The 25,926-nt window shown below is 44.8% G+C and carries 16 protein-coding genes; 10 read left to right on the top strand and 6 right to left on the bottom strand.

Features of this window, described 5'->3' with window-relative positions:
* Nucleotides 1–139: 139 nt before the first annotated feature.
* Entirely contained in the window at nt 140–445 is a 306-nt protein-coding gene (locus ACE1CM_RS21575) for a hypothetical protein (RefSeq protein WP_374880221.1), read from the bottom strand.
* A gap of 304 nt (nt 446–749) precedes the next feature.
* On the opposite strand from ACE1CM_RS21575, the gene ACE1CM_RS21570 reads away from it, so the two are divergent.
* Both ACE1CM_RS21570 and ACE1CM_RS21565 read left to right on the top strand, forming a co-directional pair.
* A complete protein-coding gene (locus ACE1CM_RS21570; protein WP_374880219.1) occupies nt 750–2,615 on the top strand; it encodes an AAA-like domain-containing protein in 1,866 nt (621 codons plus the stop codon).
* A gap of 152 nt (nt 2,616–2,767) precedes the next feature.
* Nucleotides 2,768–5,245 carry an AAA-like domain-containing protein gene (locus tag ACE1CM_RS21565; protein WP_374880217.1) on the top strand — a complete coding sequence of 826 codons (2,478 nt, stop codon included), beginning with the start codon at nt 2,768–2,770 and terminating at the stop codon, nt 5,243–5,245.
* Nucleotides 5,246–5,394: 149 nt separating this feature from the next.
* Here the strand turns inward: ACE1CM_RS21565 and ACE1CM_RS21560 are convergent, their stop codons facing one another.
* Both ACE1CM_RS21560 and ACE1CM_RS21555 read right to left on the bottom strand, forming a co-directional pair.
* Nucleotides 5,395–7,707 carry a carotenoid oxygenase family protein gene (locus ACE1CM_RS21560; RefSeq protein WP_374880215.1) on the bottom strand — a complete coding sequence of 771 codons (2,313 nt, stop codon included), beginning with the start codon at nt 7,705–7,707 and terminating at the stop codon, nt 5,395–5,397.
* Nucleotides 7,704–11,402: an NB-ARC domain-containing protein gene (locus ACE1CM_RS21555; protein ID WP_374880213.1), complete on the bottom strand. Its 3,699-nt coding sequence runs from the start codon at nt 11,400–11,402 to the stop codon at nt 7,704–7,706. Before ACE1CM_RS21555 ends, ACE1CM_RS21560 begins: the two co-directional genes overlap by 4 nt.
* 136 nt (nt 11,403–11,538) lie before the next feature.
* Between ACE1CM_RS21555 and ACE1CM_RS21550 the strand changes: the two genes are divergently transcribed.
* Nucleotides 11,539–12,054 (top strand): hypothetical protein, encoded by a 516-nt coding sequence (locus tag ACE1CM_RS21550; RefSeq protein WP_374880211.1) that lies wholly within the window; start codon nt 11,539–11,541, stop codon nt 12,052–12,054.
* Between the two features lie 387 nt (nt 12,055–12,441).
* Here ACE1CM_RS21550 and ACE1CM_RS21545 read toward each other — a convergent pair whose 3' ends face one another.
* On the bottom strand, nt 12,442–13,569 hold the full coding sequence (locus ACE1CM_RS21545) for a flagellar assembly protein H (RefSeq protein WP_374880210.1): 1,128 nt from the start codon (nt 13,567–13,569) through the stop codon (nt 12,442–12,444).
* A gap of 469 nt (nt 13,570–14,038) precedes the next feature.
* Here ACE1CM_RS21545 and ACE1CM_RS21540 point away from each other — a divergent pair, with 469 nt between their 5' ends.
* Nucleotides 14,039–15,529 carry a glycoside hydrolase family protein gene (locus ACE1CM_RS21540; RefSeq protein WP_374880208.1) on the top strand — a complete coding sequence of 497 codons (1,491 nt, stop codon included), beginning with the start codon at nt 14,039–14,041 and terminating at the stop codon, nt 15,527–15,529.
* A gap of 323 nt (nt 15,530–15,852) precedes the next feature.
* The gene (locus ACE1CM_RS21535; protein WP_374880207.1) at nt 15,853–18,447 is read left to right on the top strand and encodes an ATP-binding protein; all 2,595 of its coding nucleotides are present in this window, start codon (nt 15,853–15,855) and stop codon (nt 18,445–18,447) included.
* A 205-nt stretch (nt 18,448–18,652) separates the two neighbouring features.
* Here ACE1CM_RS21535 and ACE1CM_RS21530 read toward each other — a convergent pair whose 3' ends face one another.
* Nucleotides 18,653–19,456: a hypothetical protein gene (locus ACE1CM_RS21530; protein WP_374880205.1), complete on the bottom strand. Its 804-nt coding sequence runs from the start codon at nt 19,454–19,456 to the stop codon at nt 18,653–18,655.
* Between the two features lie 477 nt (nt 19,457–19,933).
* Here ACE1CM_RS21530 and ACE1CM_RS21525 point away from each other — a divergent pair, with 477 nt between their 5' ends.
* The 4 genes from ACE1CM_RS21525 to ACE1CM_RS21510 all read left to right on the top strand — a co-directional run bounded on the left by ACE1CM_RS21525 (nt 19,934) and on the right by ACE1CM_RS21510 (nt 24,423).
* On the top strand, nt 19,934–20,944 hold the full coding sequence (locus ACE1CM_RS21525; protein WP_374880203.1) for a hypothetical protein: 1,011 nt from the start codon (nt 19,934–19,936) through the stop codon (nt 20,942–20,944).
* Nucleotides 20,945–21,366: 422 nt separating this feature from the next.
* Nucleotides 21,367–21,939 (top strand): hypothetical protein, encoded by a 573-nt coding sequence (locus ACE1CM_RS21520; protein ID WP_374880201.1) that lies wholly within the window; start codon nt 21,367–21,369, stop codon nt 21,937–21,939.
* 119 nt (nt 21,940–22,058) lie between these two features.
* Nucleotides 22,059–23,819, top strand: coding sequence for a serine/threonine protein kinase (locus ACE1CM_RS21515; RefSeq protein WP_374880200.1), 1,761 nt, complete (start codon nt 22,059–22,061; stop codon nt 23,817–23,819).
* A 7-nt stretch (nt 23,820–23,826) separates the two neighbouring features.
* Nucleotides 23,827–24,423, top strand: a complete 597-nt coding sequence (locus tag ACE1CM_RS21510; RefSeq protein WP_374880198.1) for a Uma2 family endonuclease — start codon at nt 23,827–23,829, stop codon at nt 24,421–24,423.
* A 72-nt stretch (nt 24,424–24,495) separates the two neighbouring features.
* Here ACE1CM_RS21510 and ACE1CM_RS21505 read toward each other — a convergent pair whose 3' ends face one another.
* Nucleotides 24,496–25,431, bottom strand: a complete 936-nt coding sequence (locus ACE1CM_RS21505) for an alpha/beta hydrolase (protein ID WP_374880197.1) — start codon at nt 25,429–25,431, stop codon at nt 24,496–24,498.
* Nucleotides 25,432–25,588: 157 nt separating this feature from the next.
* On the opposite strand from ACE1CM_RS21505, the gene ACE1CM_RS21500 reads away from it, so the two are divergent.
* Complete coding sequence (locus ACE1CM_RS21500) at nt 25,589–25,744, top strand: hypothetical protein (protein WP_374880195.1); 156 nt, start codon at nt 25,589–25,591, stop codon at nt 25,742–25,744.
* The last annotated feature ends 182 nt before the right edge of the window (nt 25,745–25,926 follow it).

The following is a 25,926-nucleotide window of genomic DNA, read 5'->3' as shown; positions in this document are numbered from 1 at the left end:
TCTAAAAGCTAAAATCTGAAATTCTGGCATCCCAAATCTAAAAGCTAAAATCTGAAATTCTGGCATCCCAAATCTAAAAGCTAAAATCTGAAATTCTGGCATCCCAAATCTAAAAGCTAAAATCTGAAATCTGAAATCCTTAAGAACCGCCTCCGGGTACTCCACGTCTAGGAGGGGAAGGCACTTCATGTCGGCGTCTTTGGGGTGATTTTGGTATCATACCCCGCGCCAAAATTGATATAGTAACAGCATTTCGCTGGGCGGGAGCAAAAAACTCTGTTCCCCTGCTCTCCCGCCGTCGTGCTTCTCTGCTCTCTGATGCTGAGACCATGTATTGGGAAAATTGGGTTAAGGTGGTAATGGGGTTAGCGATGGCGATCGCTGCAACTGCACCGCCTGCGATTAAGCCACCGATTAAATGTATCCTGGAAAAGCTGGTATCCATATCAAACACCCTTAAAAGACGTTTGTATAGTTTGACTATCCCAAGGGGAATCTGCCGTTAGGTAATTTGTGTAATCAATACTCACAGGCGTTGGCGCTTCTGTGCCGTGGCGTACACATCTGTGAATGTGCTTACACAAAAAGCAACAACCCCTCGGTTGGACGACTATAAGTAGAAGAGCAAGGGAATTGAGTATGGTTAAAAAGGATGAGGGATGGCATAAATTAGTCTTACCTCCCTCGTTCTTTCTTTTTCTGTTCCCCTGTTTGAGCATCTCCAGTCGTCTGATAACAGGGTTCATCACTTGGCGCGAAGTCCGGAAGGCAACATGAATCAAGCTGAGTTTAACAAGGCGTTTGCCAAACTAACCGGAAGACAGCAAGAAGTGTTGCTGAAATTTTTGCAGGGGCAAAAAGATGCAGATGTTGCCAAGGAACTGCATATCACCCAAGATACGGTGAGAAGACACATTGCCAATATTTGCAGGGAATTTGGTTTAAGCGAACCCGGAGACGCTGGTTACTCGCACCGTTCGGATTTGGTGACCTTATTTGTGAAATATAGACCTGAATTATTAAATGCCAGCGAAAGTTACCCCGTCATTACCGGCACCAAAGTCTTACTGAGTTACTATCGCAACCAAGACCCAGATCAGGAGTTAGTCACCGAGTTAGATACTGTCTTACGGGATCGATGCTACGACGTTTTTCCGGCAAATGCGAATCTGCGAATGGCAAAAGATGGGTTGCGGCAAATTTATACCGCCCTCAACACCTGCGATTATTTGCTGCTGTTATTGTCGCCGCTTTCCGCTTGCAGCGAAATGGTGACCGAGGAAGTAGGACTAGCTAAGAGATTACAAAGTTCGCGGGACGATCGCAAGCCTTTAATTATTCCGATTCGGATCAATTGTCCCCTAAATTTGCTCAACCACGATCTGCGCGGTTACCTACAAAAAATGCCGCAAATTGAGTGGCGATCGCCTGATGATACCCCGGCAACGATACAACAAGTTTTGCAGTTAGTAGGCGCAAGTGTTGCAGCGGAAAAAGAAGAATATAGGGGCAGCGGCAGGGTAGGAACTCCAGCTGCATTGAAGATCGTATCGCCTTATGCCGCGACGCCGCACCATCCACCCCAACCAGTAGCGGAACCGGAATTACCCAGGGGACAAGTGGAATTGGCGTCGGCGTTTTACGTCGAACGTCCGGGAATAGACGAAAGGTGTTATGAAGCGATCGGCAAACCGGGTGCGTTAGTTCGGATCAAAGCACCCCGCCAAATGGGCAAAACTTCCCTAATGGCGCGCATTCTCCATCGTGCCGCTGCTTTTGGTTACCGCACCGTACCTTTAAGCTTCCAACTCGCAGATAGTAAAGTATTTACCGACTTAGAACAATTCTTACGCTGGTTTTGTGCCAACGTCGCCCTACAACTGGAATTACCCGATGGATTAGCGTCCCATTGGCACAACATTTATGGTACCAGCATGGCTTGCAAAACTTATTTTGAGCGCTATTTACTCGCCAACGCTCCCAGTCCCCTCGCCTTGGGGTTAGATGAAGTCGATGCCATATTTCGATACCCCGAACTGGCGGCGGATTTTCTAGGCATGTTGCGCGCTTGGCACGAGGAAGCTAAAAATCGGGATATTTGGAAAAAACTGCGCTTGGTCGTCGTCCACTCTACAGAAGTTTACGTACCGATGGATATCAATCAATCCCCGTTTAATGTAGGGTTGCCGATAGAGTTACCAGAATTCCAACCCGCTCAAGTGAAGGATCTGGCAAATAGACACGGGTTGGCTTGGGGGGATTTAGAGGTAATAAAATTAATGGGGATGCTGGGAGGACATCCTTATTTGGTGCGACTGGCACTTTATCACATCACCCGAACTGAAATTACCTTGGAACAACTTCTGCAAACCGCTCCCACCGATGCTGGACTCTACAGCGACCATTTAAGGCGGCATTTGTGGAATTTAGAACGACATTCCGAGTTAGCAGCAGCGCTGAAAAAAGTCGTGGATGCCAATGCTCCCGTGCAATTAGCGTCAATGCAGGGATTTAAGTTACAAAGTATGGGGTTGGTGAACCTACAAGGAAATTATGTCACCCCCCGTTGCGATCTATACCGTCAGTACTTCCGAGTTCGGCTATCATCAAATTAAGTAGTAATACCGAACGCTGCGGCTCTCTCGCCGCCTATCTGGGTGCATAAGTGTGGAAGGGTCAGACATAGTAGGTTATGGATGGAGGTGCGAGTAGCTTCATCCCCATTCCTTCTCGTTCCAGTGGGAGAAGGCAATATAGAGGTGCATTGATGAATTCGGAACCTTCCTCGGCGTATGACTATCAGGTAGGCGGGTGCTTACCCCAGGACTGCCAAACTTACGTCAAAAGACAAGCGGACTTAGACTTTTATCAAGGCATGATGGCGGGAGAGTTTTGCTATGTCCTCAACTCGCGACAAATGGGAAAGTCTAGCTTGCGGGTACAAACGATGCAACGCCTGCGGTTGGAAGGCGTTGCTTGTGCAGTGGTAGACTTGACCTCGATTGGTTGTCGCGATATTACCCCGCAGCAGTGGTATGCCAGTATTATCGGGACTTTGGCGGATGGTTTTCATCTTTCAGATAAAATAGATATTGTTAGTTGGTGGCGCGAGCGCGAGATTTTCTCCCCCGTCCAACGCCTCGATGAGTTTATCGGTAAGGTACTGCTGAAAGAAATTCCGCAAAATCTGGCTATCTTCGTCGATGAAATTGATAGCGTTAAACGACTCAATTTCCCAGTCGATGATTTTTTTGCCTTAATTAAATCTTGCTACAACAAACGGGCGGATCGTCCGGAATATCGGCGTCTCGCTTTTGCTTTGTTGGGCGTGGCGACGCCAAGCGAGTTAATTCAAGATGCCAATCGCACGCCTTTTGATATTGGTCGCGCCATCGATTTAACCGGATTTCAACTGCACGAAAGCTTGCCGTTAGCTAAAGGATTAGCGCGTAAAACTAGCAACCCTTTAGCCGTCTTGAAAGCGATTTTAGATTGGACGGGTGGCAAGCCGTTTCTCGTGCAAAAACTTTGTAAACTAGCGATGGGGGAAAATTCTCCGATTCGGGAAGGGAGGGAAGCTGAATGGGTAGAGGAGTTGGTGCGCACGCGCATCGTTGAAAATTGGGAATCCCAAGACGAACCCGAACACTTGCGAACCATCCGCGAGCGCCTTTTGCATCGCAACGCTAGCACCGTTAAGCTGTTAAAACTTTATCAGCAAATTTTAGAGCGGCGCGAAATCCCAGCTGACGACACTCCCGAAAAAATGGAATTGCGACTATCGGGATTAGTCGTTAAACACCAAGGTAAATTAAAAGTTTACAATCAAATTTACCAATTAATTTTTAATCAAAGCTGGGTGCATCAGGAACTAGAAAAACTACAACCTCAGCCAGACCCCCCCATGCGCGAACCGACTAACAGCGATGAACAGCTCCTCTACGACCACCTACTCGAATTATCAAAAAGAAAGTCACCCAGAGAGTTACTTGAACGGTTTAACAAGTTATTTATTGACGGCATGGGCTATCCCGAATCGGAAGTGGAAGCTGCCCTTTATAGAATTATAGCATTTTTAAACCAAGAGTCAAAATTTAACTATTTTCTCAATCGTTGCTGCTATATTCTGATCAACCGCTGGCAAGCCAATCCTAAATATAAAGATGCCGTTGCCGATTTGGTAGCATTATTGGAGCATGGGGCTTCTAGGTATAAGCAAAAAGCCTCTCCTTCGCGGGTTGTTAGACGCTTGCAGGAATTGGTTTATTTGTTTACCCAAAGCGACGAATATCAAATTCTCAAACGCTTGTTACCAGTTGTAGAGATCAACTATAATCTACATACCCCAGAAGCCAATCAACCCTTAAGTCAATTAATTTATCGGTATCCTTATTTGTATAGTCATTATTTGCTGCCGGAAGACAGTTCTTACGAACATCGACAAATGATCCGGCAAATTCAAGAAAAAAATCGGCAGCAATTTGAAAATAAGCTTTCTGAATATATCCCTCACCTGCTCAAGCGAGTTCAACAGGCTCCCAAAACAAATTTACATAAACCCCGGAGCAATACTTTTGGAGATATTATCCTCAATCCTTCCTACCAACCTGAGATCGTTATTTCCAAATCGGCAGATCTGAAACAAAGCCTGCCAAATCCTACGCTTTTAACCGACGAAGAACTTTACTTTGCCATCAGGGAATTCGTTGGAAAAGTAGAACAAACCTACACTTATCAAGACTTAGCAAATATTTTCCTGAGTCGCCATACTATAACAAGAACCTATCGAGACTTCAAAGCCGATTTATACCAATATTTGATTGCATCGGTCGATGCGAAATATGGGAAGCATCAATTTAACCAACGCTTGTACAATTTCTTAAAAAACACATTAACCGAAAACGACAATAAAAAAATAGACGAGCTTTTAATTATGCGGACTTGCAGTCAATTATTTAATTTTTTAGTCACCAGTCCTCCAGATCCTGACTATTTATACTTTTTCGATATGTTGAATAACCTGGGAACGATCAAAACGGTGGGTTTATTACTCAAAATTGCCTTGCTTTCCGGCAAGGTAAAACCACATTTAGAAAAGCGATTTTCAATTTTGTTCTCTTACTATGAAACCCAAGCTTTCAAGGAAATTGGCTGGCTAGTACACTCTCTAGAAAACTTAAATATTGCTTTATTGACAAACTTTGGAACTGTAGATATATCCTCAATTAAAAAGAATATTATTTGAGCGATTAATTTATCTCATGCATAGCAGCTAATAGCTAATAGCTAATGGCTAATGTGGGTAAAAATCCTATATTAGCAATTACAGCGGATTGCTTTTCGAGTGAGGGAAAGCCTTGCGGTGTACCTCATCCGCCTGCAATCTGCTATAGTTCACTCGCAATCTATTGAACAATCGCATCTGATTTTGTAGTCTGACTGCTGCAAGCGGGAGATAGCTTCTTTTTCTGAAAGTTGCTGGGTAAAGTACCCGTAAACAATATCGTCGAATAATTCATGCACAACTGAATTGGCTCGTTTTAAACGAGACTTGTAGTCAAGACAAACAGATTCTTTGCGGATTTGTTGGCGAATGCCTTCATCGTCATATCGCTTTGTTTGATTGTAATTCCCGATCTCGCGCATCCAAGTTGTGTGTAAAGTTAGTGCCAAATTCAAGGGTTTACAACCAGATGGAGCGAGTAAACGATAGATGGGTTTGTTTTGAAAATCATCGGCATGAAACACCCAAAATTCATCGCAGGGTTCCTCTTCGTTGTCTAAATTATCAGCCAATACAACGCAGACAATAAAGCCGTGGGTAGATGGATCTGCTCCTTCAGGTAATGGCTCAGAACTGGGAACAAACTGAGGCGAAGAAACAAAGTAACCCCGTGGAAACTGAAAGGAATCTGCGACAGTCATTGTTTTAGTATCCAGCCGCACCAAAGTCAGAGGTTTATCGTCTGAAGGTAAATCTTCAATCGGAATTGTTCTCGATTCTCTCGATTTATAAGCATCGTAAATTCGCTGGGGAATCAGTTCCCAAGAAAATCCCCAACACAGCCAGTAAAGATTCTTGATTTGTGTTTCTGAATTATTAGCATCATCGCGACTTAGTTCTCTATGGGTATAAATTGATGGCGACCAAGTAAAGCCAGAATCTCGAATTGTCTGAATGTTCTCGATCTCGCCAGTATTGCCATCAATTGCGTACTTGGCTAAACATCCCAAATCTGTCGTACTAACTTGCATTCCTTCTAAGTCGCAGCGCAAATTGTGTTTGTTAGCAACTGAGAGATCGTATCTTGTAATCCACTCGGTTACATCCCAGCCATTAATATGACCGACGTGAAGTGTAATTTTGCCATCTGGATTGTTGTAATCGGCAGCAAAGTGGGAGATTTCGTGAGGCAAAATAACTTGCAAAGCTGGTAATGTCGTAGGTTCTGTATCTGCCGTACAAGCTGGATATTTCTCTAAATCTGAACGCTTGACGATGTAAATAATTCCATTGGGTAGAGGAGGAATTCCCCGCAAGAAATTGCCATAGATCCACGCACCCAGCGACCAGAATTTTTGAAATAGTTTTAGTTTGAGAAACCCGAAAAGGAATGGTGAAAAGATTTGGGAAAACTCCATTTTGAAGGCGATGTCAGCCAGAATGATGAAGTCTTCGGTTATTGCGAGTTGATGGAGTGACTGTTCAACGATGACGGGTTTTCCTTTTTGCTGACCATTTGCTAGAATTAATCGCCATCGTTTCAGTTCTGGTTCTGAGAATTCGGTTTCTGGATCGAAGGTGTAGTAAATTAAGTCAGTAAAGCGTCCAAACTGCTCTTTGGCGGTGGCTTCTCCTCTGAAAATATGATTGATTTTGTCAAATAACCAATTCACTGGTTTGCGGTATAATCCGTTATATCCAGTTGAATAGTTGGTAGTCAAAAAGCCATTGATGGTAGAGCCGTAAATATTATTAGCTTTTTTGGTGTCGGCAACTGGATGGGCTGCATTAATGTAAACATCAAAGGGATAACTACCAGCAAACTTAGCGACTAATCGAGAAACAATTGGGAATATTCCCAGCCAACAGCTTGCTTTACCGATGGGTGCGAGTAATTCTAGGGAGTTGGGATCGACTTCATAAGGACGACCTGCATCAATTGTTACTATTAAGCGATCGCCTACTTTCAAAAAAGCAGTATTCAGTTGATTTCTGCCACCCAAAAGGATACTAAAACGGCTCGGTCCCCCATTCCGAAATGCTGCAAAAAAAGAAAATATCCGATGTTTCTTGGCAAATTCCGTTTGAGGTTGCCAAACTGCTCGATTGCTGTCTCCAGCAGTTGCTAAATCGGCATAATAGCAAGGAGTTTTGGCAATTCTGGTTTTGAGAATCGCCTGACCTCGTTCAAATCCCAAGCGATAAATCATGCCATCGCCTGTATAAAGTTGCGTACCGTCTTCTTGGGGGCGATCTTGAGCCTGAAACAGCGCACCAACGGTGAAAATATAACCTTGCAATCCCGCTGGTAATTCATTAGTATCTTGTGCAATTAGTTCCCAATCTCCGTTACTATTCTTGACATACTGGCGAACCATCAACGGCAGATCGGTAATTTCGTCCCGAATGGTTTTGATGACAGATCGAGGAACAAAAAACTTTCTAGAAGGTTCGCCGACAAAATGAGCTGGCAGATGTTTCATATCGCCCCAAGTTCCTTTAACATTGTTTCTTGAGCCAGAGTTAACCCAGTTACTCCAGCAATTTGCATCCCTTCATAGGGACGTTTGGGTTTCAGTGTAGTGATACAACTTCCAGTCTCAAGATTCCAAATCCGGACAGATTCATCTTCGCTTGCGCTAATAAGTTTTTGATTGTCTGGACTAATTGCAACTGTCCAGATCCAGTTTGTATGACCTGTTAAAGTATGTAAACATTGTCCTGTGTGACTGTCCCAAATTTTGATCGCGCGATCGCACCCCCCACTAGCAACTGTACGATTATCGGGTAAAAAAGCCGCGCCCATTACCCAGCTTGCATGTCCTTCCAGCGTTTGTAAGCATTCCCCCGTACCGACATCCCAAATTTTTAATGTCCCATCCACACTCGCACTGAGCAATCGATTACCATCAGCATTAAATGTTACCGTTCCCACTCTTCCAGTGTGTCCAGTTAGAGTATTGCAGCAATTTCCCTCAGTAATATTCCACAGTTTGATAGTACAATCGTCACTACCGCTGGCGAGGATTTCGCCATTGGGATGGAATGCTAGGGTGGGAATGCGATCGCTATGTCCTAAAAGTACCTTTAAGCAAGTTTTATTCTCAATATCCCACAGTCTAATTGTTTGGTCGAAACTGCTACTAGCTAAGATCCCCCCTAGCCCCCCTTGCAAAGGGGGGAACTTTGGATCGTAGCCCTCCCCTCGTTCCCAGGCAGAGCCGTGGGAACGAGGGGGGGTTGGATCTTCGCCCCCCTTGGTAAGGGGGGTTGGGGGGATCGGACTAAATGCCAGTCCCCATACTTCGTTGCTGTGTCCTTGCAAAACAGCAATACATTGCCCAATTCGCCAATTCCAAACTTTAACAATTGAGTCGTGTCCGCCGCTAGCAAGCAATTCACTATTGGGATGGAAAGCGATAGAAGAAATACCTCCAGTATGAGCTGGCAATTCTTGCAGACACTGATAACTATTGCTATGCCAAATCCGCAGAGTTTTGTCCTTGTGACCTGTGGCAATAACTTCACCATTAGGACTAAATATAGCAGAGCGTACCCAGTTTGAATATCCAGTCATTGTTGTGATGCGACGACCGCTTTCTACATCCCACAATCCAATCGTTTGATCTTCTGCACCAGTGGCAATTGTTCTGCCATCAGGACTGAATGCGACTCGCCAAATTTGAATCCCATGTCCTCCTAAAGTTCGCAGACATTCGCCTGCGATCGCATCCCAAAGTTTGACGGTGCAATCGACGCTGCAACTAGCAATTAACTGGCTGTCTGGACTCCAGTCTACACCCCAGATCCATCCAGTATGTCCCTCTAAAACCCTGATGCACTTCCAGTCTGCGACGCGCCAAATGCGGATCGTGCGATCGCAACTAGGACTAGCCAACCATTTTCCATCGGGACTAAAACCGAGTCCAGTCACCCAGTGGTTATGTTCGGTAAGTGTATGCAAACAAGTACCGCTATCAACATCCCAAATGCGGATTGTATTGTCAAAACTACCCGTTGCTAAAAATTTACCGCAGGGACTAAAGCTAGAACGTATAACTGCTGAAGAGTGTCCTGACAAAATTCGCAAACAGTTGCCATTCTCTACACTCCATAAACGAATTGTACCGTCATGGCTAGTGCTGGCAATTAGCTGACCATCTGGACTAAACGCGCTACCATATACATTGCCTGTATGACCGCGCAGAACATTTTTACACACACCTTTAGATAAATCCCAAACTCTTAAAGTGCCATCATCGCTAGCAGAAGCGAGAAGTTTACCTTCTGGGTGGAAAGCAATGCAGCGCACCCAATTGGTGTGTCCTTGCAGTGTTAAAATCCGCTGTTTATTGGCAACTTCCCACAGTTGAATCTCGCAGTTTGTACTACTTGTGGCTAGCGTTTTTCCATCCGGACTAAACCGAACCGCTAGAATACCCCCAAAAGTCTGCGCGAACAATGAATGGATAAACTCTGAGTGAGAAAAGTTTACGTCATGTAAATTCATGTCTTGTAGAAATGCCTGCCGGATTGTTAATTCTGAAAAATCGTATCCGGCAATATCTAGCCCTAAATAGCGATACAGATTGAGCAAATTTCCAGCCGCATAGCCTAGCCTGAATTCATCCTCATTCCGAATTTTGTGCAGTAAAGCATCTAGTTTTTTACGGATGTTTGCTTCTGTCCTGAAATCCGATCGCAATCCTGAGATAATGGGATTGACAATTAGCCTAAATTGTGATTCTCTCACAAAGTCTTTTGACTGAGTTTTAATCAGCGCAAATTTGTGGAGAAGCGATATTTCTTCGGTTTTGATTTCCGCTTGTACTTGCTCGAGCAGTCGATTAGTCACGTACTCCATGATGACAGGTTGCTGTGTAAAGCTACTCGACTGCTTTTCGCTCAAAGAACGACGCTGTAGAGATTCAATCGCTTCCAGCAGTTCCCGCATTGTTACAGAGGGAAAAATATTTTCCCTGAGAGCTTGAAAAGAAGTCAATTCGCGATCAATTGCTAACCAGTACATCACCTGAAATTCTACAGGAGATAGACGCGCAAACTGTTCGCCCAGAAGCTTCCAGATATCTCCAAACAGAATATTTTCTTGTTTGATAAATTCAGCAATATTGTTATCAAATATGTCAGTAATTGTCGTGTAAATTACTTTTAATGCCAATGGATTACCGCTGTATCGCTCAACGAGGGGCTTCAATTCGGTTAGAGATCCAGAGTATCCTTTGGTTGCAAAAATCTTATATCCTTCTTGTTCGCTTAAACCGTTTAAAGGAAGCGATCGCACAGATAACCTCTCACCCTCCATCTGCACCAATTCACTGGGCTTTTCCCTACTGGTTAGCACTACACAACTTTGATGCTGGGTTTCTCCTATACACTTGAAGAGATATCCGTACCCTTCATACCCGCTTTTGTACTCTCCGACGCAGGTACTTTCTTTAAGAATTGATTCGCAATTATCTAGAACAATTAAACACCGATGTTGACGCAGGTAGTCTAAAAAACGCGATACTATTCCATATTCGGTTGCAGGTAGGTTAAATTCCTGGGGTGGAGTAAAGAACTGAATTAACTCAGTCAGTATTTCCTCTAGAGGTGGGGAGTTGCGGAGACTTCGCCAAACAACATATTCAAAATTGTCTGCGATTTCACTGGCAAATTTAGCAGATAAAGCAGTTTTACCAATTCCTCCTACTCCTAATATTGCTACTAACCTACACTGATCTTGAAGAATCCATTGTTCTAAAGTAGCAATTTCCTGCTGCCTGCCGTAGAAGAGAGAAACATCTGGCGCTTCTCCCAAATCCTTGCGACTTCTAACAATCTCCAGGTGTGACACCTCGTTCCCAGGCTCAGCCTGGGAACGAGATTTTAGAGGCTCTGCCTCGCTATCGGGTGTGCCATTCTTCTTGGATTCCAACTCATATAGGGAAGTATCAAGACCTACTTCAGCAATTTCTTTCCAGTTCAACGACAGCTTCTGGCAAATTTCCTCAAAAATTGCCCGATCCACAGGTTTTCCGGTTAAAAAATTGCTAACTGTACAGCGCGCTACTTTCACGTCTTCAGCTAGCGCGCGCTGACTGGGAAAACCATGCCGTCGCACAGCTAGTTTTATCTTGCCGATATATTCACTACGAACCTTAAGCGATCGCGACATAACGTTCTCTTAACCATAGTTAAATTCTATACCGGGAAAACAGAACAGAAGTCAGAGCAACTCAGTAATTCTCAAGCTTGAACTCGGTTAACGGGGAGATTTGATCAAAACATCAACTAAGAAAGCAATCAAAGTTATGGTTATTAACAGAAAGTTCACCGTTAAGCGATCGCTCGTTTTCCTCACAGGTTTAGTGCTAGGAGCCACACCACTGTGTCTAATAGAAAAACCTGCTTTCGCTGGTTGTGGCTGGGGTGACATTACCTGCGATCCACGCAATTGGGACAGATTACCAATTCCGATTCCTGGATCGTCGGGTGGCTCAACCGGAGCATGTACTCAATCTGTCATCCCACCACGTTACAGAGAGTTTACTCTTCGTAATAATACGCAAAATCGGATTAATTTCAGAATCAATAATCAGGAATTTGCTTTAGCACCAGGACAAGGCGCAACCTACAAGACACAAATTACCACTGGTAGCTCTGATGGCTGTGGCGGTGGCGGTCGATCTTTGGGAAACCCAGTGGTTTCGTTTGATGATGACTATAGTCCAGGATTCCAACGCGGAGCCTATCAGATACCGGAAAATCGTGGATATTATTTTGCCACTTTTAACAATGGCAGAAGGATTGGATTCTATCCCCAATGATTAAACCGAATCATATGATGTCCGTTGAATTGCCCATAATAAAAAAACATCACTCTGTCGTTGCGTAGGGACACGGCATCATAGATATATCGGACAAACAGATAACTTTGATCGTGCCGTGTCCCGGCGTCTTTTTATGGGTAATCTTAAGGACATGATATCACCAGGGATCAAGGGTGTAGATGGAGACGCAAATCACCTTTGTTTCTCGGAAAAATCGTTGATTTGGCAACGAAAATATGGGCAAAAACAAAGGTGATACGATCTTCGCCTCTGCAAGTTGAAAATACTTGAGAAAAGTCACTAAAATTTTTCTCAATCAAAGAGCGATATGCCTTTGGCATATCGCTCTCTCACCATCTACCAAATTTGATATTTTTAGCGATGCTAATCCGACAACCTAGCTAACAGTTCCTCATCGGATAATTGCGGCAACTGTTGCAGCAATAACGTTAACTCTTCTGCCGACAATGCCAGTAAATTTTGCACCAGAACCGGCAGGCGTTCTCCCAATTCCCCAAACCGCATTCTCAACACATTTTCTGCTAGCAATTGTCTGGCTTGCTGCATTCCTTGTTCGTCAACATTCAGCGCAGATAATTGCAAAAACAACATCGTAAATTCGGCAGCAGGTAAAGCCGATACTCGAGTTAAAAAAGCAGCCAAAACCCCATCTAATTCACCAAACCGCACCAAGAAGAAGCTTTCTAAAATCGATCGCTGTCCTTCTTGTATACCTTCTTGTCTGCCTTCTTGTATACCTTCTTGTCTGCCTTCTTGCCTGCCTTCTTGCCTGCCTTCTTGTTTTGCTGCTTCTAATTTCTGTTGAAATAAGGGTGTTATTGCCATAACTAACTCCCGATCTTCTGCCTCTAATTGCTGTTCAGTATTTACCGCTAAGCCTGATTGCAGTTTGTACAACAATTCTAGCGCGATCGCGCGGATTGGATTATCCACCTCTAAACCACTCAACTGTGCGATGGCTCGCTCCTGCACCCTCCCCCTACCTAAGATTCTCAGCCACAAGGTTGCTTCTGTTTCCGGCAGTTGATGGATAACCACAATTGCCGTCCGCAAATATTCCCCTAAAAAATAGATTCCCCTGGGCCAGTTTTCTTCGTCTGGTGTGGCATGAAACCCATTCAGCAAGGTTTCCGATGCTGTGGGAGTCAAAATCCATAGTTTGGGTAAATCTGCTTCCTCGCAACGAGTATTTTCTCCTCTCGATCTACGTTCTAATTCCGCTCGCACGTCTAATAATTTGCTCAAGCAACTACAAACCTCCCCCACACTAACCGGATTGCGAAACGGTTCAAACAGGGCGGTTGCGATCGCCATTTTTCCTAATATCCCCAGCATTTCCACATAATCGGGTGCAGCAATTGATGGAGTAAAGTAAACATCAATCTCGCGCACTTCGGAAGCTACATCACGACTCGCGGTAACTTGTCCTATCGGCGATAGTAGTTCCGATAAATAATCTTTAGCAAACTGGTCGTAAATGAATCGCGTCATGACTGGCGCTGTAATTTAATTATTCACAATAATAGCATATTTATTATCAATAATTTTAAACTCAAATTAAATAAAATATGATTTTTCATCAATTACTAACCCAAGTTGCTAGTTATAAAAGCGATCCCCCCAACCCCCCTTCCCAAGGGGGGCGGTAGAGTGCTTAACGTAAATTCCCCCCCCTTAATAAGGGGGGCTGGGGGGGATCTAAAACCAAGATTCCATAACTAGCAACTTGAGTTACTACTGGCAATCGTTAATTGTCAATAGGGCAAAATCCAATTACCAATTACCAATTACCAATTACCAATTATTGTCTTTTTTGCCTGTAGGAAACTCAACAACTGAGAAGGCAGAACAAAAGTCAGATCAACTCAGTCATTCTCAGGCTTGAACTCAGTCAAGGGCGAGTTTAGATGAAATTATCCAACTCACAGGAAGTGAGACTAATAACAAGGTTACAAATCCTATGAAGATTTCTCAAAATTGTGTAGACTTAATTAAAAAATGGGAAGGGCTGTATTTATATGCCTACAAAGATCCAGTCGGGATACCAACCATAGGATATGGAACGATTCGATATCCGAATGGGCAAAAGGTGCAGATGGGTGACACAATCACAGAACAGGAAGCCGAAGCTTTTCTGCAATTAGAATGCGATGAAGTAGCTGAAAAAGTCTCTAAGTTAGTCAGCGGCATTTCGCTTAACCAAAATCAGTTTGATGCGCTGGTATCGCTCTGCTATAACATCGGTACTGGAGCATTTGAAGATAGTACCCTTTTGCGAGAACTCAAAGCTAATAACTTTGCCAATGCAGCTAAAGAGTTCGATCGCTGGGTTAAAGGAACGAAAAACGGTCAATTGGTAACGCTTCCGGGTTTGGTTAACCGAAGAAAAGAAGAGCGATCGCTGTTTGAGAAATCAGGTGGACAAGGAACCCCGATTGACACCGAAACATCTCCACAAGACAAGGTAACCTGGCTGGAAGGATATCGAGATGGTGAGAAAAATGTTATCGTCGCTCGCAATGGTTCTGAAGTTATAGAGATATTGTCTCTGGAAAGTTTTCTCAAGGACGATTTAATTGCTGTATTACAGCAATATAAAAATGCTCTAAACTTCCACTTTGCGCCTAATGGTAAGACAATTCCTAGCGGCGATCGCATTGTAGTTGCCACTAAAGAAAAGTCAATCTTGAAGGTAATCGATCCACCGCCTTTGAGTCGTCTGTTAGTTCTTGATACTGAAGGCGATGATGTGAAAAAGCTCCAAGAACGCTTAAACGATCTTGGTTATGACGCTGGTAAAGTTGATGGAATTTTTGGCAAGAAAACCGACACAGCCGTTAAAGAATTTCAAGCCGATTACTTTGGTGCCGCTGAAGCTGATGGTAAAGTTGGCCCTATTACATGGAAGAAATTGTGGGGAGATGCGAATCCTACTCTTCCACCTCCAACTAAACCTGTTCCTGGTAAGAATTACCTGCGATTGACTAAGACTCAGCGCAAAGATCGTTACGGTTGTTACGTATTAAACTTGCAGTATTTCAAGGATGGAGAATTTAAAGATGCGATAGAAGTTTGCTCCGGACAACCTAAGAAACAATTCTTCCGCATAGGTCGTAAGAGTATTGCAGGTTCAGCCGAACCCTTACCCGAAGGTAAATGGTTTATCCATGATATTCGTTGGGCTGGTGGTAAAGATAACTATGATGGCAAAATCCATGCAAGTGGGATTGGTCCGGTAACAATTCCGCTTGACTACATTGGTCCCGATAAAACTCGACGTAGTGCGATTGAAATTCATATCGATTGGAATCGAAATACCTGGCCTGGGACTGTTGGTTGCATTGGGGTTTACACAAAAGCAGACTACAAGCGATTGGTGAATTGGTTACGAGACACCGATCCCCGCGATCTGTTCGTTGATTGGGGACTTGGAACTTGTCCGAAACCGTAAAAGATTGATTCTCGGCTTGTTGTTGCGGAAAGTAGAGTGCGATCGCTCATGATTTACTAGCAGTAAGCAGGGGCGATCGCAACTCGTAACTTGGTCATCTCGTCACCATAGAACAAGAGATGAGGGTAAAAAATGGGATGAACAAATCTTGGTGTCCGACGGTATTTTTTTTAATTTGTTCCTACGACCGATCGATCGAGGTATTCTTGAGCGGGCAAAAAGCTCTTGAATACTTCGCGGCAAAAGTCAGGTATTAAATCACACCAAGTGCTGCAACCGTAGTGCAAAATGGAAAAATTATATACAATATCGCTCTGGTTGCCATGAAACGTTTTCCCTTTCCCCTGCGTTTCTCAATACCGATCATTCTGGTAGTGTTCAGCAGCTTGCTGGGTTTGTTTTCTTTTTACCGGGAAGTATCCCTGTCTGCCTCCCGTGAAGAAGAAGAGGTAATCGACGAGATCCAGTTATTGGGGAATCAAATCTCAAGTATATTGGAATACTTGTACCGCACAGAAGACGCCAAGAAAGCGGAAATCGTTATCAACAGAATGAAGAACGACCCAAAGCTGCGGTTGGTTTTTCTGTGCGATCAAAACAACCGCATCATCGCAGCAAACCATGACTCACTGCAAAATCGCTTAGTCAGTGACACGCTAGCGGCGAACAGCTTGCCAGCATTCTCACAAGTGCGCCAGAAGATGTCAGTCAGGGTCATAGTTTCCTCTGACAGACAAAGCTTGCGGGCAATCTATCCGATTAGGTTGGCGGCGGCACCTGGTAAACAGAGTTTATCCCCAGTCGGCATTTTCTTGATGGAGTATGACCTTTCGGTGGAAAAAGATGAGGCTGCTGAAGATGCCCTCAAGCCAACGATAGAATCTATGGTGGCGATCGCTCTCGGTTGCATCGCGGTCTGGTGCTTTTTTAACAAAAATTTAACAAAGCGAGCGGCTAGATTGGTCGCAACCAGCAACAGTTTAGCGCGAGGAAATTTTAACACTCGGGCTGGATTAAAAGGGTCTGATGAATTAGCTCAAATAGCAGCAGCTTTTGACCAAATGGCTGACCAAATTCAGACAGAAACCGAAGCATTACAAGAGAGCGAGAAACGATTCCGTCAATTGGCAGAAAATATGCGCGCAGTCGTCTGGATGTGCAACCCCGAAGGCAGCCAGGTAATTTACGTCAGCAATGCCTATGAGAAAATTTGGGGTCGTTCCTGCGAATCTTTATATGCCTCAGTTGAGACTTGGTTTGATGCGATTTATTCAGAAGACCGCGATCGCGTGATTGCTACTATAGCTAAAATGGCTGAAGGAGGCTACGACGAAGAGTATCGCATTGTGCGACTTGATGGAGAAATTCGTTGGATTCGCGATCGCGCTTTCCCGATCCAAAACGAAGCCGGTGAAATTTACCGCATTGCTGGAATTGCCGAAGATATTAGCGATCGCAAGCAAGCAGAGATGGAACTGCAACAAGCCAAGGAAGCCGCCCTTGCAGCCAACCGCGCCAAAAGCCAATTTCTCGCCAACATGAGCCACGAACTGAGAACGCCACTAAACGCGATTTTGGGTTTTGCCCAAATCATGCAGCGCGATGCTTCCCTCACTCGAGAATATGGGCAATATATCAACATTATTAACGACAGCGGTCAGCACTTGTTGACATTAATCAATGACGTGCTGGAAATGTCCAAAATTGAAGCAGGTCGGGTAAAGCTGAATCAAAATAGCTTTGACTTGTATCGAATGCTAGATAGTCTGGAAGATATATTACGTCCCAAAGCCACAGCCAAGCAACTAATTCTGATTTTTGAGCGGGCAACATCAGTTCCCCAGTACGTAACCTGTGACGAAAGTAAGTTGCGGCAAGTCTTGATTAATCTAGTGGACAATGCCATCAAATTTACCGCAGTCGGTAGCGTTACCTTGCGAGCGAAAATAGGTAAAGTGGAAGAAATTACCAATTACCCATTACCCATTACCAATTACCAATTATTATTTGAAGTCGAAGACACAGGTTGTGGCATGGGGCCTGAGGAGATGAAAAACTTATTTAAGCCGTTTGTGCAAACTCGGACAGGTCAAAAATCTCTTGAAGGCACAGGTTTGGGGTTATCGATTAGTCGCAAATTTGTCAACTTGATGGGCGGGGATATTACCGTCAGCAGTACCCTAGGAAAGGGAAGTGCATTCAAGTTTGATATCAGCGCAATTCAGGCTCAAATGACTGACTTGCCAGACCAACCCCAAACCCCTCCTGTGATTGGTTTGGCACCCAACCAACCTGTATATCGCTTGCTGATTGTGGAAGATCAATGGGAAAACAGCCTGCTTTTGGTGAAGCTGCTGACATCGGTGGGTTTTGAAGTTAAGGAAGCCAGAAATGGGCAAGACGGAGTGGAACTGTGGCAGGAATGGGAACCGCATTTGATTTTTATGGATATGCAAATGCCTGTGATGAATGGGTATGAAGCCACCCAGAAAATCAAAGCCACCGCTAAGGGACAAGCGACAGTTATTATTGCGGTCACTGGGTTTGCCTTTGAGGAGAATCGTGCAGCTATCTTATCAATCGGTTGCGATGATTTTGTCAGCAAACCATTGCAACAGGATGTCATTTTTGCCAAGATAGCCGAGCATTTGGGAGTCCGTTATATCTACCTTGAACCTAATCGAGGCAGTAGCGATTCATCCCCTCCTTCTGAATTAACCCGTGCCGATTTAGCCGTGATGCCAGATGAATGGATCGCCAAACTGTATCAAGCTACGATTAAGTGCGACGATAACTGCATGTTGCAACTGCTTGAGGAAATCCCAACAGAATATACAAACCTGAAAACTGCTTTGACCGATCTAGTCGATGAGTTTGAATTTGAAAAGATTGTAGAACTGACAGCACCGAGTGATTAGCGATCGCCACCTGGCAACAAGACCAGGACTTACGCAACGTCTCTATATGTAGGGTGCGTTAACGCAGTGTAATATCATGTCCGGTTCTTCACCCATAGTTAGGAATGACTTGGGAGAACGGTGACACGGTGACGGGTCGAGATTTTTATTAAGGGTAATCGACCGGACATGATATAACCCACCATCTCCACCATATATATTAATGTTATAAAATCGGTGTTCCCATCTGATTCACTTGCTTGTGATATCCGTTAGTTTCTGTTAGCGGCGTCCCCGTATTGTACGATTGTGCAGATAGGATCATAGCCATTGCTAGAGGTTCTAAAGCTTTAGCCCATCTGTCCGTTATCCACTGTTTCTCTTCCAAAGTGGGGTTAGTGGCTAACCGCTGAACTTCAGCCAAAACAACTGCTGGTAGTTGTTCGTAGAAACTCCTGGCTAATTCAGTACCCACCTGATTCAGCAACATTTGTAGTAAAGCATCGCTGCTTGTTGCACTATTAGCCGCGTTGAGCTTTACATAGTTGGCAACGTTATTATTTACATCACCTTTATTACCGGCAGCTACTGGTCTGGTGGCTTCTACAGGGGGGGTTCGCTCATTCTCCAAGGGGGTTGAAACTTGATTTTGATCGCGGTCTTCTACAGTCGAATTCGCACCATAAGCGACACCTTTCACTGTGTTTTCTGCACCTTCAATAATCGTGGATTTAACATTTTCAGCTGCTTCTTTTACCGCGTCCACTGCACCGTCAACAATCGCTTTAACACCATCAGCTACACCTTTACCAGTCAACGCCGCAGCTACCGCACCCGCTACAGCACCAACACCCGCTCCAACTAAGGCAGCATTAGCAACACGCCTACAAGTGCCTGCTTTCCGATCTGTAATGGGGTCTGTATTTTCGTTAGCTTCAGCGCCTGTCGCTGCTGCATCGACGCTAGGGTCGGCTGTAATTGAGTCAGCTTTTTCGTCATGCCAATCAAAAGGCTGGTTGTTCTCACTCATAAAATTATCTCTTTTATCCCAAAAAGGTATAACCCGATCTGTTACCGCTTGTTTGTCTATCGGCAATTTAACAATCCTAGGTAAGGACTTACACCAATCTCAAGGTAGAGAACGCAGAAATATGTGAGTTAGTATAGAAAAATACAAAAGTAACCCTGTGCTGAATTATTAGGCGATCGCCAGATTTATCGGCAGTTTTTCTCGATTTAGCGCCTTAAAGAAAGCAGCGATTCCTCGCCGCTAGTTACGAATAGCAGAAGATTTTAATTCCTGCTAGCGAACAGTACCTCTAAAGCTAGATGCGTATGAATAAAAATCAATTAGCAAGCCTAACTTTATGTCGAGGGATACAGACTATATTTTTGGCGATATCTGCCTTTAGCTTGGTTAAATGCGGCTCTGGGTTCGTTAAATTTGCAGTAGCTAAGAAGGCGTTACAGATGAGCGTTAAACCGTTCTAGTACAAGGGAGAAAATTATGAACGATCGCCAGCAAATTTTTGAGATAAATTACGAAAAATCTGGCACAATTTCCACAGAGCAACCCTATGTTCGTTCAGTAGGGACAAACATAGATGTTGGGGGAAATAGAGAAGCAAATCGTCCCAGCACAACGATTAAGTCTCAACCCCAATCCCATGCTCCTACAGCAGGCAACGACATGAATCCCGTATTATCTAGGTTACTAATGGGAGGACTCATTGGTGCTACTTTAGGTGCTACGTTGGGTACGTTAGCGAGTGCTTTCGCTGGTAAGAGAACATCCGAGGGTGTGAACCGCGCTGCAAAAGGTGTAGGGGAGGCAGCAAAGACTATAGCCCAGGGCGTTACCCAGACTGCAAAAGGCGTAGGGGACGCAGCAAAGAGTGTAGCTGATGGTGTTAACTACGCTGTAGTAGGCTCGTTACAGGATACGGCTTCTGGTGTTAGCCGCGCTGTAGGAGCTGCCTTTGAGGCAGCCAAGGGTACAGCTAAGGATACAGTTGAGGGTGTTAGCAACGCTGTTGAAGGTGCATTGGACGCAGTCAAGGATACAGCTGAGAATGCCAAGCAATCTGCTATAAGTGCCAGCGACGCAGTCAAGGATACAGCTGAGAATGCCAAGCAATCTGCTATAGGTGCAAGCGACGCAGTCAAGGATACAGCTGAGAATGCCAAGCAATCTGCTATAGGTGCAAGCGACGCAGTCAAGGATACAGCTGAGAATGCCAAGCAATCTGCTATAGATACATTGGACAAAGTCCAGGATACAGCTGAGTCGATCAAGCCATCTGAGAATCAGGAAGTCAAGATAGCTCAAGAACGGCGGGTTGCAGACGCGCCCCAGATCGATACTGGAGAGCAAGATAAAACCTCTATGACCTATATTTCAGGTCCAGAAGGAACTATCCCTGTAGACGCTGGAATGCCCGTCACTTATGGGGAACCCAACTACGAAGAGCGGAAAGTTGATGAGAGCGAAATTTATCGACAAACTACTGGCATTTAGCTTTTGCCTGAGATAAATATACTTGTTGCAAAAGCCTGCCCTGAATTAAAGTATGCGCTGTCGCGCCGGCTGGGCGAACAAGCTAAAGTAGGGAACGTAGAATAACTTTTGGTTTCTACCATCCATGTTATAAAACGTTCTCTCCAGCCAAAAACACGACTTACGCAACCTCTCTATATGTAGGGTGCATCCTCAGGGGTGTACGGCACCATCTCCACCAGATATGGAGTTGCTGCGTCAGACATGAAAAATTTATTTCAGGGCAGTTTTGCAATAAGTAATCCAGGAAAACTAAGGTCTAATTGCCGCTTTTTTGTCAGCTCCTGGACTGACGCAAAGAAACCGGGTTTCTAGGTCGCCCAAGCGTAAGTCCTGAGAGCAACAGACGACTATTCATCAGCTTTAATACAAAGGAGAGGATAATGATGATTGAGTCAGAGCGGATTTTGGATGCAGATGAAATAATCGTTGAGCAAATTCCCCATCAATCCAACCATAGCTCGGCATCCATAGGCATGAATAATGACTTAGCTAAAGTAGCGATGGGAGCCTTAATTGGTGGTACCTTGGGCGCAATAGCTGCGGCTTTGGCTAATAAGAATACAGCTGCAAGGGTTAACCTGGCTGTAAAAAGTGTAGGGAATTTGGTCAAGAATGCAGCTGATGGTGTTAACCAAACTGTAAAAGATGTAGGCGATGGAGTAAAAAGCGTAGCTTCTGGTGTTAACGACACGGCAAAAGATGTAGGAGAAGCAGTCAAGGGTGCCGCTCTGGGAATTAACGACACCGTTCAATCTACACTTGATACAGTCAAGGATACAGCGAGTGGCGTTAACAACTCTGTAAAAAATACAGTAGACGCAGTCAAGGGTGCAGCTAGCGATGTTAACAACTCGGTAAAAAATACCGGGGACGTACTCAAGGGTGCATCTGAGGATGTCCAGCCATCTGATAAGCAGACAACCTACATTTTAGTCCCAGTTGACAAACAGTAAGTTGCTGAACTATTGCGGAAAAGTTCAAAGAAAAGAGCATTAACCTCAGATTATTGTTGGTCAGGTAGCACGGACTCGTGTAAAATCTATCCAGCTTTCTTCTTATCTGGCTTTTCCCAGTGGTTGTAAATCACTCTGTCGCTGTTGCTGCCCATTGCATTAACCCGGATTGTTCCCATCCCTACCCTCAGAGTATGGCGAACAATTTTTGCAACAGCTGCGGATCGCCGCTACGCTTAAAAAATCGTTATATTCCCCTCCAACGCCTGGGTGTTGGGGGGTTTGCTGCGATTTACGCGGTTTGGGACATCTCAGCACAAACGGAACTCGTGCTGAAGGTGTTGGTAGAAACCTCGCCCAAGGCGTTGGAATTATTTGAACAAGAAGCAAAGGTGTTGGCGAGTCTGCGCCATCCGGGAGTGCCTCTTGTCGAACCAGATGATTATTTTCAGATCGTTGTCGGCAATTCGCCCCAGCGGTTATTGCCTTGTCTGGTGATGGAAAAGATCGCTGGACAGACTCTAGAGGAAATTCTAGAACTGTATCCCCAAGGATGTCCCCCAGAATGGGTGCTTTCTTGGTTAAAGCAAGCAGTGGATATTCTGCGGGAGTTGCATCGGCGTCGCATCGTGCATCGGGATATTAAACCGTCTAATTTAATGCTGCGTCACCACGCCCCATTGAGGGGGACTCAATTGCTGTCTTCTCCAGGGAAAAAAGAAAAGGGGCAGTTGGTGTTAATTGATTTTGGTGGGGCGAAACAAATTGGGTTGGGGATAAAAGCGCCTATTGTTTCTAATTCTCAAGGTAGATCGACGCGGTTATTTTCTCCCGGTTACAGTCCACCAGAACAAATGACTGGGGGAGTGGTAGAACCCGGGGCAGATTTTTATGCCCTGGGGATGACTTGCATTCACCTGCTGACGGGGATTTTTCCGCCGGAATTGGAAGATCCGGTAACTGGGGCATTGCGATGGCGCGATGCGCTGCGAGATCGCATCCTCATTCACCCCGAATTTGCCGATTTGTTGGATGAAATGATCTCTCCCGATCTGCGCGATCGCCCCGCCAGCGCTAGTAAAATTAGAGCCAGAATTCTGCGGATTAACCGCCAGAAGGTTACATCCCGAAATTTCATCCTCCTGTGCTTGCAATGGTGCTTCAACTCATTGTGGGCAGGTTTGGTGTTTGTTTGTCGGGTAATTTATTCAGCTTTCCGGTTAATTTTCCAAGTCCTGAGTGCGGGAATCAATACTATTTTGGCAATGGCGATCGGTGGGTTGGGTGGATTTGCCGGTAGCATTGGATTTTGGTTAGCCCATAAGTCGCCGCTAATGACTCAAATGAATAATTATCTCACCCAAGATATACCCCGGCAGCTTCCCGATATTGCGATTATAATCAAGCCGGAAATTATCTTATTTGCAGCAGCAGGATGGACAACGGCGTCGAGTCTCTCGCGTACCAGTAGTTTAGGCACTTGTGGGGGGTTTTGGGCAGGATGGATGGGAATGTTGGGATATATTCTGGGATGGTTGCTTTGGCAAGCAGTATCTCCCGATGGGGCAGGATTGGTGGGGGGTTGCGCGATCGCTGCCTATTTCCTTACCGTTGGGCTGGGTTTACCCAGGCAACACATCTTAGTTTATGCGATCGTCGCCGCCACCGGCACGGCGGGTTTGTTCGCCAGTCTCGTTACTTTAAACTTGTTGCCCAACGGCACTATTAATTCCCTCGCCGATGCTTTTAGTCAATGGGGTTGGTCTGAACCTGGAATTAGTCTCGCTTTTTTTAGTATTCTGGGGATTATCCTTGGCTTTTGGCTGAGTGTAAGTCATCATATTGTGGTGCCTCTTCTACGATTGTTAGGTTGGCGATAACAATAAAATGGATTTATCGATGCAAATTGAAGCCACAAAAGGCTACTACACGCCCGAAGAATATTTGGCGCTAGAACAAGTATCTGACTCTAAACACGAGTACCGCGATGGAAAAATAGTTGCCATGCCGGGAGTCAGCAAAAATCACAATAAAATTGCTGGCAATTTTTATGCTGAATTAAAGTTGGCTTTAAAAGGGCAAGATTGCGATATCTATATCGGCGATGTCCGCTTGTGGATACCGCGCTATCGCCAGTACAGCTATCCCGATGTCATGGTGGTTTCAGGAAATTGTATTTATCCGGGAATCGATAATACACCCGTCCTGAATCCGTCGCTGATTGCTGAAGTTTTATCTAAATCAACTAAAAATTACGACCAAGGCGAAAAGTTTTTGTATTATCGGTCAATTCCTCAATTAAGTGAATATATTTTAATCGACCCCTCGAAATATCACGTAATGCAGTATAATAAACTCGGCAATAACCAATGGTTGTTAACCGAGTACGACTCAAAAAATGCCGAATTAATGCTCGAATCAGTAGACGTACAAATTTCTATGATCGAACTGTACGACCGCGTAAATTTTGATGAAAGCGAATAAGAATTGCTAATGGCTAATGGCTAATGGTTCAAAGCAATTAGCAATTAGCAATTAGCCATTAGCAATTAGCAATTAGCCATTAGCAAATACTTGTCGCAATCGGGTGGTGATGTAAGCGATCGCATCCTTCCCTTTATCTAAAACTTGCGCCATTGCGACAAAACTGTGAATCATTCCCTCACCCTCCCAAAGCTGCACCGATACGCCCGCTTCCTGCAATTTTGCGGCATACGCTAACCCTTCATCTCGCAGCACGTCGCATTCGCCAGTAATAATTAAAGCGGGGGGTAAATTGCTCAATTCTTCCGCTAATATCGGCGAAGCATAGTGGTTTTGGGCATCCGCTTCATCGGTAAGATAATGTTGCCAATACCAAATCATTTCATCCCTGGTTAAACCAAAACCGCTGGCATATTTTAAGTAGGACTCGGTATTAAAGTCATTCTGAATTACCGGATACATTAGCAGTTGATAAACTAATTTCGGTTCGCCTTTATCCCGCGCCATCAGTGCAACTGCGGCGGCAATATTGCCCCCGGCGCTATCTCCCCCTACCCCAACTCGCGCCGGATCTATATGCAATTCAATTGCATTGGCGACAACCCATTTAAGGGCAGCGTAGGCGTCTTCTAAAGCAGCGGGAAATTTATGTTCTGGTGCGAGACGATAGTCTACCGACACGACGACGCATTCTACTTTTAAACTAATATTCCAACAGATACTATCTGCCGCATCTAAGTCGCCCAATACCCAACCGCCGCCGTGAAAATAAACTAACGCCGGCATGGGTGCGTTACCCTTTGGCGTGTAAATGCGGATGGGGATATCTCCCACAGGGGTGGAGATGGTGCGATTTTTGACTTGCGGTACGGGTTGCAATCGGCGGGGTTTGCCCCTGTATTGGGCGGTGATTTCCCTTGCTTTTGCGGGTTCAAGGGTTTGCAGGGGAGGGATGTTGAGTCCGGCGATTAGTTTGAGGATTTTTTCAGCTTGTGGATCTATGGGCATTGGGGACAGGTGAGAAATTGCTAATTACATATGTTGCGATCGCATCCCGCCATTTGGCAACAATTGGCAAAATATGCCAAACTCTCAGATCTAACCGTTATTGACGAACAAATTCAGAAAAAAGGCTATAGTACCCCAGCGTGAATATATTCGCCATATGATTCGCACTCCCCAAGAAAGAGAAGAACAGAAACGCCTAGAAACCCTGTTAATCGAAGGTTTAGACAGTGGTGAACCCATAGAAATTACCGAGGAATGGTGGGAAAACAAGCGGGCGGACTTGATGCAACGCCTTCGCCAAAACCAACCATGACGCTTCGGTTTTTGATCGATCCCAAAGCAAGTCAAGATTTAGATAAGTAGCGACACGGCATCAGTAAGTTTTGTCCCATTCCTCAAAGTTTTTCGCTGCCGTGTCCCTACTACATCGATCAGAATCATCCTGATGCTGCTTTACGGTTTTCCATCGCGTGCAATACAACATTGTAGCGACAC

The sequence above is a fragment of the Microseira sp. BLCC-F43 genome, assembly GCF_041929235.1.
Classification (GTDB): Bacteria; Cyanobacteriota; Cyanobacteriia; order Cyanobacteriales; family Aerosakkonemataceae; genus Microseira.
This window is presented reverse-complemented; position numbering and strand designations above follow the sequence as displayed.